At 51.1% G+C, this 9977-nt stretch carries 10 protein-coding genes and 1 pseudogene; 1 reads left to right on the top strand and 10 read right to left on the bottom strand.

The window, feature by feature from the left end; translation table 11 throughout:
- Together LUQ50_RS13765 and rimI are read right to left on the bottom strand one after the other, a co-directional pair.
- Nucleotides 1-526: hypothetical protein (locus tag LUQ50_RS13765; RefSeq protein WP_300040632.1), on the bottom strand; the 526-nt coding region annotated here is incomplete at its 3' end.
- Nucleotides 527-638: 112 nt separating this feature from the next.
- On the bottom strand, nucleotides 639-1103 hold the full coding sequence (gene rimI, locus LUQ50_RS13760; protein WP_300040630.1) for a ribosomal protein S18-alanine N-acetyltransferase: 465 nt from the start codon (nucleotides 1101-1103) through the stop codon (nucleotides 639-641).
- A 73-nt stretch (nucleotides 1104-1176) separates the two neighbouring features.
- On the opposite strand from rimI, the gene LUQ50_RS13755 reads away from it, so the two are divergent.
- Nucleotides 1177-2433 (top strand): DUF1015 family protein, encoded by a 1257-nt coding sequence (locus LUQ50_RS13755; RefSeq protein ID WP_300040628.1) that lies wholly within the window; start codon nucleotides 1177-1179, stop codon nucleotides 2431-2433.
- An 82-nt stretch (nucleotides 2434-2515) separates the two neighbouring features.
- Here LUQ50_RS13755 and LUQ50_RS13750 read toward each other — a convergent pair whose 3' ends face one another.
- From LUQ50_RS13750 to LUQ50_RS13715, 8 genes and pseudogenes are all read right to left on the bottom strand, one after another.
- On the bottom strand, nucleotides 2516-3457 hold the full coding sequence (locus tag LUQ50_RS13750; RefSeq protein WP_300040626.1) for a hypothetical protein: 942 nt from the start codon (nucleotides 3455-3457) through the stop codon (nucleotides 2516-2518).
- A gap of 74 nt (nucleotides 3458-3531) precedes the next feature.
- Nucleotides 3532-4500 (bottom strand): hypothetical protein, encoded by a 969-nt coding sequence (locus tag LUQ50_RS13745; RefSeq protein WP_300040624.1) that lies wholly within the window; start codon nucleotides 4498-4500, stop codon nucleotides 3532-3534.
- A 123-nt stretch (nucleotides 4501-4623) separates the two neighbouring features.
- Nucleotides 4624-5403, bottom strand: a complete 780-nt coding sequence (cobA, locus tag LUQ50_RS13740) for a uroporphyrinogen-III C-methyltransferase (protein WP_300040622.1) — start codon at nucleotides 5401-5403, stop codon at nucleotides 4624-4626.
- Nucleotides 5396-6283 (bottom strand): hydroxymethylbilane synthase, encoded by an 888-nt coding sequence (hemC, locus tag LUQ50_RS13735; RefSeq protein WP_300040620.1) that lies wholly within the window; start codon nucleotides 6281-6283, stop codon nucleotides 5396-5398. Before hemC ends, cobA begins: the two co-directional genes overlap by 8 nt.
- Nucleotides 6274-7515 (bottom strand): glutamate-1-semialdehyde 2,1-aminomutase, encoded by a 1242-nt coding sequence (gene hemL, locus LUQ50_RS13730; protein ID WP_300040618.1) that lies wholly within the window; start codon nucleotides 7513-7515, stop codon nucleotides 6274-6276. The genes hemC and hemL overlap by 10 nt, the downstream gene beginning before the upstream one ends.
- Nucleotides 7502-8485: a porphobilinogen synthase gene (hemB, locus tag LUQ50_RS13725; RefSeq protein WP_300040616.1), complete on the bottom strand. Its 984-nt coding sequence runs from the start codon at nucleotides 8483-8485 to the stop codon at nucleotides 7502-7504. Before hemB ends, hemL begins: the two co-directional genes overlap by 14 nt.
- Nucleotides 8464-9738, bottom strand: a complete 1275-nt coding sequence (gene hemA / locus LUQ50_RS13720; RefSeq protein ID WP_300040614.1) for a glutamyl-tRNA reductase — start codon at nucleotides 9736-9738, stop codon at nucleotides 8464-8466. The genes hemB and hemA overlap by 22 nt, the downstream gene beginning before the upstream one ends.
- Nucleotides 9735-9977 (bottom strand): annotated as a pseudogene (locus tag LUQ50_RS13715) (bifunctional precorrin-2 dehydrogenase/sirohydrochlorin ferrochelatase); the annotation flags it as partial. The gene hemA and the pseudogene LUQ50_RS13715, both read right to left, overlap by 4 nt.

The following is a 9977-nucleotide window of genomic DNA, read 5'->3' as shown; positions in this document are numbered from 1 at the left end:
CCCGCTCTTCGTTGGTTAAGTTCAACACCAGTTCAGATATCCGTTCATTGTACCAGTCCTGGTTCCTGATATACGTATTATTTATCGTGACCTTGCTGCCAGTACGGCTGTTATCTTCTTCATGATCGTCTTTTATGAGTGCAAATTTGAGTGTCAGCAATGCTCCTGCATAATAGTTTCCGGCAGGAACGTTCAGGGGGACTGTCCCGACCAGCGTCGTCTCAACAGATTTTCCGGGACGAATGAATGAGATCTCTGATTCACCAATCGGATAATCGGCAGGAGTTATATTCGTATCCTGGGAGAGATAGACCGTAACCTGGTCGGTCATTGAAATCCGTGATCCTTTATTAGTTACGGTGAACCAGGCGTAAAGCGGGCTTCCCGGGGCTCCTGATGGTGCAGTATGCAGATCTGTTATTGCAAGATCAAAGGATGATGATTCGTTGGTGGCTGATGCCACCGGTGACATGCTGATGATTACTATACACAGCACAATAAAAAACAGTCCAAATCTGGGTTCCATGATATCATCAGTCCTGATCACCACCCGGTGATCAGGATGTTCAGAAAGGTTCAGGTTATGAGATTAATTAGTTCACGGTGTTCTATGTCCCGCTTGTCAGAATTTTCCCTTGTTAATATCTGAACCACCGCATCATGATTATTGCATCCTCGGTGTTTGCATAATATCCTGCGTAATGGAATACCGGTTCATATCCGTTTTTTTTATAAAATTGCTGGGCTTTCTGGTTTGAGATTCTGACCTCAAGCTGCATGGCTGTAGCGCCCTTAAGCATTACCTGGTATTCTGCCCGTTGTACTAATGCAGATCCGATCCCTGAACCCTGATGTCTCTTTGCGACCGCAAGACTGCAGATGTGGCCATAAATCTCCTCTCCGGTGTCTTCAACTCCACAGATGATGAAACCTGCAATCCCGTCATGAGATTCGGCAATAAAGTTGGTATCAGGGAATGTTTCAAGGGCATCTTCCAGGGTCTCCCGGCTCCATGAATCAGTGAATGAATTTCTTTCGATTAGCTCGACGGCAGGGATATCTGCCTCTTTCATCCGTCGTATCTGCAGACTCCTGGCTTCCATATACCTGTACTGGTTTGTCACTGCCCTCTTATAGGGGCAGGGGGATACGTATTAGCAAACTGGTGTCAGAGACATGGTTCATATATATCCCTTTGCTGCAGTGAAGCCTGCTGATGGAAAAGCACAACAGATCGCTGCAGTCCCCTATGATGTAGTCAGCGCAAAAGAAGCACGGGAGATCATCACCGATCAGCCGCTCAGTTTTCTTCGGATCAGCAGAGCTGATGCCCTGCTTCCTGACACCGATCCCTATGCTGATCAGGTCTATTCCCTTTCGAGAACGATCTTTGATGAATACCTGAGGGATGAGATCTTTGTTCAGGAATCAAAGCCGGCTCTTTATGTGTACCGGGTACTGCATGAAGGACGATCCTATACCGGTCTCTCCTGTTGTGTGGACTGTCGTGAGTATAAGAGCGGGGTCATTCACCGGCATGAACTGACCAGATATGATAAAGAGGAAGATCGGACCCGGCATATTGACACCATGAATGCGAATACCGGTCCGGTTGTTCTCCTGCATCTGAAAAATCAGGAAGTGGCAACCCTGCTGGCAGAAGCAGCTGTCGGGACTCCGCTTATGCAGGTCACTGCCGCAAATGGAAGCATTCATCAGATCTATGCAATTCGGGACAGCCAGAAAATTCAGAAGATAGTTGGCACCTTTGCGTCTATCCCGGCGCTTTATATTGCTGACGGACATCATCGGTGTAAATCTGCTCTGAACGTTGCAGAACGGAGAATCGGGACTGGTATCAGTATTCCTGAAGAGACATGGCATGTGATGGGGGTGGTCTTTGCAGAGGATGAAGTGAAAGTGCATGGGTACAGCCGGCTCCTTACCACCCTCGGTGAGTACTCACCCCAATCGTTTCTTACTGCACTGCGGGCAGTCGCTACCGTATCACCCTTTGATGCAGTTGATCCCGCTGCGTACTCAATAACCCCCAAAGAGCATACACCAGGACTTCATATTTTCCATCTGTATCTGGAAGGAAAGTGGTATGAATGTGCGATCCAGATCACCGGTGCCGTATCCCGGATCGATTCGCTTGATGTTTCAGTTCTCCAGGATCAGGTTCTGGTTCCATTCCTGGGAATCACAGACTCGCGGGGAGATGCAAGGCTTCAGTATCTGGGTGGTGCCAGGCCGATCCGTGATCTGATGGCAAAGGTTGACTCAGGTGAATTTGTTGCTGCAATTGCCATGCAACCGGTTGATGTTACAACCGTCTGTAGTATCGCTGATGAAGGCGGAATCATGCCACCGAAATCTACCTGGTTTGAACCAAAACTGTTGAGCGGTCTGCTGGTTCATCAGCTCGAATAAATCTTTTTTTTGGATCGTGAGTCTTCGGGCCTAGAGCCTTAAAGAAAAAAAGTTACCACCTGTTGGTGGCATTTGGATGAACTTACGTTGAACCGAGTACACTGACTGGTGCTTCAATATCTGAAGCGGTACTCATCATGGTGACCATGTCCGGCTTTGTCATCATGGCGATGACATCATTCTGGCATTTGTAACTGCGTGCATAGAGTGTGTATGCACCGCTGCCGTTCTTAGCATAAACCAGTGCATAATACCGGGAACCAGTGGTCGGGTAGGTTATACCAACATATTTGTTTGATCCACTGCTGGTGTCTGCCTTGTTTGCAGCACAGTTTCTGTACCGGGGATCACAGTCCTTGTAGATATAGAGCGAGAAGTCAGGTCCGCAGTAACTGGTCCGCATGGTACTGACATCGTTTGATGACATCATGGCCATCGGAATGACCTCATCTCCACAGGGGCCGGATAAGATCCATTCGATGTAGTTGCGGTCTCCCATGATCTGGTAGGTGTACGTCTTTGCTTCACCTGAGTTCAGGTACCCGGTCTTGACATCGGTGGCGGCTGGAACACAGTTGGTTCCTCCGCAGTTGGGATCACCATAGCACGGGTCTGGACGTGGTGGAACCGGTCCGCTGCAGGTGCTTGATGCGTCAAGGTTAAACTGGCCGTATCCTGAAGAGGAATATACTACCACGTACCAGGATCCCTGGTCAAGGTTCAGATACTTCTCCTGGCTATAGGAAAGTTCTGACTTGTCGTAGTGAGCCATAATGTAGTTTTCATTAGGCCAACTCCCAACAGGGCTCCTCATGGCGTATATATCAAAATCTGCACCATATGGACCTTTCAGTACCAGTTGTGCCCCACAGTCCACCTGGATCTCGTAGGTTGCAGCCTGACCCTGATAAAGATATCCGTTTTTAGACCAGAAATACCCGGAACTTGCAGAACCAGGTGTAATACATACTGCAACGATCACAAGGATCAAAGCAGCAATCAGATATGCTGAAATGTGTTTCATTTTTCCACTCCCCTAAGATTGCAAAAATCTATAACAGTAAGATCTTATTCAACGTTCCTAATCAATCTTCTCCATTAGTTATGGAAGGGTTTTCTCATTTCTCCCCCATATGGGGGTGCAACCGAAGATGCAGTATACATCATGGTTGCAATCTCCGGCTGTTTCATCATCATAACCACTTCATCGTGGCAGGTGTAACTCCGACAGGTCAGAGTGTACTGTCCGCCCCCCTGTTTGGCATGGATCTGGGCATAGTAGATCGCTCCGGTTTCCGGATAGGATACCCCGACGTACCCATCAGATCCGGATCCGGTGTCTGCGTAGTCTGCATACCATCCCCACGTACCCGGGTTTCCCTGCCGGTAGACATAGAGATCAAAGTCAGGACCACAGAATCTGGTCCTCATCGAATTGACTTCACCTGCTGACATCATATTCATCGGGATGATCTCATTACCGCAGGGACCGGTCAAGATCCATTCGATATAACTTCGCTCACCCGGGATGGAATATGCCAGAGTTCTGCTCTGCCCCTGATTCAGGAACCCGGTCTTGACATCGGTTTTGTAAGGGCTGCACCCTGGCTGGCACTGGCCTGCCGGGCACGAATTTCCATGACCAGGATCAGGGAATGGGTGCGATGGTACCGGGCAGGAACTCCTTCCCTCAAGCCGGTACTGTCCGCTCCCCTGTTTGGCATAAACCTCGACACACCATGTTCCAGGATCGAGATTGAGCGAACTGGTCTCTCCGCCTCCGATTGATGCCCGATCATGATGACTCCTGATGTAGGATCCTCCCTGGCAGGAACTGAATGTGTTGTAATTTCTTATTGCATAGATATCGAATGTGGCACCAGGTGGAGCATGCAACACCAACTGGGTACTACAATCTATCTGCAACTGATGAACAACTCCCTGCCCTGAATACAGAAGTCCGGATTTTGTCCAGGTGACCTGAGATCCGGCTGATGCCGTACTCACGGCAAGGAGAACGATAAGAAGCAGCGTGATTACACCGCTGCATAACCTGGATGAATACATTTCACCTCTCCCTACAGGGCATAATCACCCTGCTATGATCGATACTATCAGGTGGGTGAATAATAATCCTTCTCCTACTCAAAAAAGAATAGTATGTTCAGTTTTACAAAAAGGAAAGGGGTCTTACTGGTTTTCAGGGGTGGGCGGCCGGACCATCCGTTCATCATCAGATTTGTACATTGAAACAACCCCGCCAACAACGATAACTGCCGGAGGTCTGACCCCTGCCGCAGCAGCAAGATCTGCGATGGTGGCGAGGGTCCCGATCGTCTCCCGTTGATCTGGTCTGAGCCCACGCTCAATGACCGCTACCGGTGTCACTGGATCTCTCCCGAATTTGATCAGGGTCTGTGCGATGACAGGCAGATTTTTGACTCCCATGAGAATCACAATAGTGCCCCGGCTTCGGGCCAGCCACTCCCAGTCGATCGCTGATTCTTCCTTGGTGGGATCTTCATTCCCGGTGATCACGGTGACCTGTGATGCCCATTTCCGGTGAGTTACTGGTATTCCAACCGATGCCGGTACTGCGATTGCACTGGTTACTCCGGGAACCACCTCTACCTGAATACCATGTTCTCGACATGTTTCAAGTTCTTCTCCTCCCCTTCCGAACATGAATGGATCTCCTCCCTTCAGTCTGACGACCCGCTTCCCTTCCTTTGCCCGTCTTACCATAAGGAGTTCAATCTCATTCTGTTCCCGGGTGTGCTTGTCGCCGTACTTTCCGACATCGATCAGTTCTGCGGTCTTTGGGAGTGAGGCAAGAACCTCCTCTCCAGGCAGTTGATCATAAAGGATTACTTCTGCCTGATCGATCACTTCCCGTGCCCGGATAGTCAGCATCCCGCATCCTCCTGGTCCGGATCCGACCAGAAAAACCTGTCCTTTTGTATCACTCATGTGTAAGCCCCAGCCTGTCATAGGCTTCATCTATCAGATCACGCCCACCGGTTCGGATCTCCTCACCGAATTGGTGTGCGTCGTGAATATCTTTGACACTCCGTTCACGTCTGAACACTCGGTCTCCTTCAAGTGAGAGAACCTCGGCGATCAGATACCGGTTTTTACAGTATATTCCGAGCGGTGTGTAACAACCACCACCGATCTCTTCCATCACTGCCCGTTCGATAAGGGTATCGATCCGCGTGACCTGATCATCAATGGGTTCGAATGCAGCAGTAATCGCAGGTTCATCTCTGGTAACTATCGCGATCGTTCCCTGGTTGGTTGAGGGAACATGACGGGTGGGATCGAGTCTGAATCCGGGAAGGGTAAGAGAGAGCCGTTGCATCCCTGCTTCAGCAAGCACGATCGCATCATACTCCCCGGCTTTTAGCTTACTAATCCTTGTGTCAACATTTCCCCTGAGTGGACGAATGGTGATCCCCGGCCAGTTCCGCTGCAACTGGGCGGTCCTCCTGGTACTGGAGGTACCGATGATAGTGATGTGGTCGCGATCTTTCTCAGTAACCACAAAATCTGCAGGTGAGTCTCTTTCCAGGATTGCTGCAGTCACGAGTCCTTCAGGCCGCTGTGCCGGGATATCTTTCATCGAATGAACCGCGATATCGATCTCCCTGTTTTTCAGTGCATCATCAAGCGCTCTGACAAACACCCCCTGTCCTCCGATCTCATGAAGGGGAACACCGGTCCGCTCATCACCGACTGTTGAGATGAAGACCAGTTCGGTAGATATTCCCTCCTTCTGAAGAAGTCCGGCAACCTTTTCAGCCTGTGCCCTCGCCAGCATGGACGCCCGGGTACCGATCTTCAGATGCATGTCTGGTATGCCTGGCTGATCGCCCCGATATCCTGTTCTGTATGAGCAACTGAGAGGAAGTTGGTCTCAAACTGGGATGGAGGGAGGAATATGCCTGCTTTGAGCATCTTCTCCCAGAACTGCCTGAACGCAGTGGTATCAGACTCTTTAGCCTCACGGTAATTTCGTGGAGGCTGCGATCTGAAGTAATACTTGAACATTGATCCAATCCTGACAAATGAGCCGGTCTTCTCTCTGCAGGCCTCCTCAATGGTTGCTGCATTGGACTCAAGGTCGGAATACATGCCGGGATGGTCATGGATCCAGTTCAGGGTGGCAATTCCCGCGGTGAGTGAGAGGGGGTTTCCTGAAAAAGTCCCTGCCTGGTAGACCGGGCCTGACGGGGCAATCATGCTCATGATATCTTTTCTCCCACCGAATGCTCCGATCGGAAGGCCGCCACCCAGGATCTTCCCCAGTGTGGTGAGATCCGGTTTTATGCCGAAATACTGTTGTGCTCCCCCGATACCTAACCGGTACCCGGTGATCACCTCATCAAAGATGAGCAGCACTTCATGTTCACTCGTAACCCTCCTCACCTCTGCAAGATATCCGGGGTCCGGGAGAATCGGGCCGATATTACCGAGTACCGGTTCCATGATCAGTGCCGCAATCGATGATGCATCACGGTCAAGAAGAGTAGTGAGCGACTCTATATCGTTGTACGGGATCTGTCTGGTGTGTTTGACGAGGTCAGTCGGGATTCCTGCTGAATCAGGCTGACCGAGCGTGGTGCACCCGGATCCTGCCTGGACGAGGACTGCATCATGTGCTCCGTGAAATCCGCCTTCGATTTTGATGATATCCGGTCTACCAGTAAAACCACGGGCAAGCCTGAGTGCTGCCATGGTCGCTTCTGATCCTGATGATACGAACCTGATCATATTCATTGAGGGATGATCGCGGGTTACCTGTTTCGCCAGCGTGATCTCAGCAGGGGTTGGAGTCCCATACAACCATCCGTCAGCAAGTTGCTTCGTAATCGCTTCCCGGATTGCCGGATGGGAATGACCGAGAATCATCGGACCGTACGCACCGCAACAATCAACGAGGTCAGTTCCGTCTGCAGTATGTAGCCGGGATCCGTGACCTGCAGTAACGTAAAACGGATATGGCTGAATGGCCCTTACCGGGCTGGATACACCGCCTGGGATGATCTCTTTTGCGATATTGTAGTATTCACTGCTCTTCATCAATCCACCTGCAAACCGACTCAGCAAAATAAGTGATAATCAGATCCGCTCCTGCCCGGCGAAGGGAGATCAGACTTTCCATTACTACCCGTTTCTCATCGAGCCATCCGTTCATGGCTGCGGCCTTGATCATCGCGTACTCGCCTGAAACCTGGTAGACAGCGACCGGCAGACCAATCGATGCCACATCAGAGATGATGTCCCCGCACCATCCTGCCGGTTTGACCATCAGAATGTCAGCCCCCTCGGCTGCATCCAGTTCTGACTCCCTGAGCGCTTCCCGCCTGTTACCGACTGGGGCCTGGTATGTTGTCCGATCCCCGAATGAGTATCCGGATCCGGCAGCGTCACGGAATGGACCGTACAGACTGCTTGAAAATTTAGATGAGTAGGACATGATCGGGATCTCCTCATACCCGTTCTCATCAAGTGCAGACCTGAGGGCCGTTACCATCCCGTCGAGCATGCACGAAGGAGCAATGATATCTGCACCGGCGGCAGCGTGTGATACTGCTATCTCCTGCATCAGGGCAAGGGACTGATCGTTCTTCAGATCAACGCCATCTTTGCAGTCACCGATCACTCCACAGTGTCCGTGTGATGTGTATTCACAGGCACAGAGATCGGTGATGACCACCATTTCTGGTACTGCTGTCTTTATTGCCCTGACCGTCTGTTGAATGACGCCGTCATCGGCAAAAGCACCTGAAGCTGCTTCATCCTTTTCCCTGGGCACCCCGAAGAGGAGTACTGCTCTGATTCCACGTGATGCCAGATTTGTACAGACCTCTCCTGCCATTGACGGGGGATACCTGACAACTCCGGGCATTGAAGGTATCGCAACAGGGGAAGTTGCAGTCTCATCAAAGAAGAGCGGGGCGATGAGGTCTGTCTTCGCGATTCGGGTTTCATTCAGAAGCGGGCGTATGAAACGCCTCCTGATTCGTCTCATTCTGATTTGCGGGAACATAATCCTTCTCCTCTGGTAATTGCCGAGACCAGCTCTTCAGCACGGGCGATTTCACCCCGTTCGGCACAGAACCTGATTGACATGGTTACATCAGCCAGAAGTTTCCTGGTCAGTGCCCGGGTAAGATCCTCGGCGATCTCCCGGGTATGGTCATCATATCCCTGGAGCCGGGCAAATGCCCGGTCACGTTCACGAACTCTCACGGTCTCTGCCCAGGTATGCAGAGTGGCCAGTGTCTCATCTGCAGCCCGCCGGTTATAGAGCCTGATGAACTGATCCAGTTCCTCTTCAAGGAAGATACGGGCCTGGACTGCTGCTTCCTGTCTGAGTTGGGTTGTATTGTCATTGACCTGCCTGAGATCATCGATGGTGAAGAGACAGATCCCTTCGATGGCCCCAACCTCTTCCTCCACATCCCGGGGCTGGGCGATATCAACGATGATGATCGGTTTTACGGTGCCATCAAGTGGCCAGATCCTTCCTTTCATCGCCTCCCTGACTTCATGGGCACGGACAACCGGATGAGGGGCAGCCGTGCAGCAGATCACCACATCTGAAAGAGCGAGATATCGGTAGAGATCATCCATTGGCACTGCTGTTCCGTTGATCTTGTGAGCGAGTACCCGTGCCCGGTCAAGGGTCCGGTTCGCAACATAGATAGCCGAGAGCCTTTTTACGGCAAGTGCCTGGGTAACCAGTACTCCCATCTCACCACTGCCAAGGATCAGAATCCGTTTTCCTTCAAGAGTATGCAGTTGTTCTTCAGCCAGAAGCACTGCTGCAGATCCTACCGAAATTGCACCGTTATTGATACCGGTTCTCCGGCGTGCTTCAGACCCTGCGTGGATCGCTTTGTTGATACAGAGTGCCAGGATAGGGCTCGCTACCCCGAGTTCTTCAGAGAGGGCGAGAGATCGTCTGAGCTGGCCGAGAATCTGATCTTCACCGATGATCAATGAGTCGATTCCTGCTGCCAGTTCGAGCAGATGTGAGAGGGCTTCCTGATCCTGATAGAGTTTGAACCTGATCCTTCCCTGACTCTGAAGAAATTCTGTAAGGATATCAGGCTCCCCATGAACAATCACCTCAACCCGGTTACAGGTCTGCAGGAGGGCGACTCCTTTGAACCATTCCCGCGCCTGGGTGAGAAATCCGGTCTCATCAGAAAAACGAAACTCTTCAATCTCGGGGACCGAAGCAGAGTGATGAGAGATACCGGCTATTGTCAGGGGTGCAAAGAGTGTTGGTCTCATGACAGATACTTCTCCTTTGCCAGCGTGATTGCCGGCTCAAGTCCCCGCTGAAGGGCCTGCCAGATCTCATCATCATACAGAATAGAAGTAAGAATCTCTCTGCGCCGGCTCTCTGGTATCTGCCGTTCTTTGAGATTCTGTTTCAGTTCATCCTCAAGGGTGATCATCAGATCGAGATGAGGCCAGGTTTTTTCGAAATGTTCACGGATGAAACGTGCGACCGCCGGGCTTCCTCCGTT

It is taken from the genome of Methanospirillum sp. (assembly GCF_028679455.1).
Lineage (GTDB): Archaea > Halobacteriota > Methanomicrobia > Methanomicrobiales > Methanospirillaceae > Methanospirillum.
This window is presented reverse-complemented; position numbering and strand designations above follow the sequence as displayed.

Excerpts from the sequence above, each read along its gene's own strand:
- rimI (WP_300040630.1), bottom strand. The coding sequence starts at position 1,103 with ATGGAAGCCAGGAGTCTGCAGATACGACGGATGAAAGAGGCAGATATC.
- LUQ50_RS13755 (WP_300040628.1), top strand. The coding sequence starts at position 1,177 with ATGGTTCATATATATCCCTTTGCTGCAGTGAAGCCTGCTGATGGAAAA.
- LUQ50_RS13750 (WP_300040626.1), bottom strand. The coding sequence starts at position 3,457 with ATGAAACACATTTCAGCATATCTGATTGCTGCTTTGATCCTTGTGATC.
- LUQ50_RS13745 (WP_300040624.1), bottom strand. The coding sequence starts at position 4,500 with ATGTATTCATCCAGGTTATGCAGCGGTGTAATCACGCTGCTTCTTATC.
- cobA (WP_300040622.1), bottom strand. The coding sequence starts at position 5,403 with ATGAGTGATACAAAAGGACAGGTTTTTCTGGTCGGATCCGGACCAGGA.
- hemC (WP_300040620.1), bottom strand. The coding sequence starts at position 6,283 with ATGCATCTGAAGATCGGTACCCGGGCGTCCATGCTGGCGAGGGCACAG.
- hemL (WP_300040618.1), bottom strand. The coding sequence starts at position 7,515 with ATGAAGAGCAGTGAATACTACAATATCGCAAAAGAGATCATCCCAGGC.
- hemB (WP_300040616.1), bottom strand. The coding sequence starts at position 8,485 with ATGTTCCCGCAAATCAGAATGAGACGAATCAGGAGGCGTTTCATACGC.
- hemA (WP_300040614.1), bottom strand. The coding sequence starts at position 9,738 with ATGAGACCAACACTCTTTGCACCCCTGACAATAGCCGGTATCTCTCAT.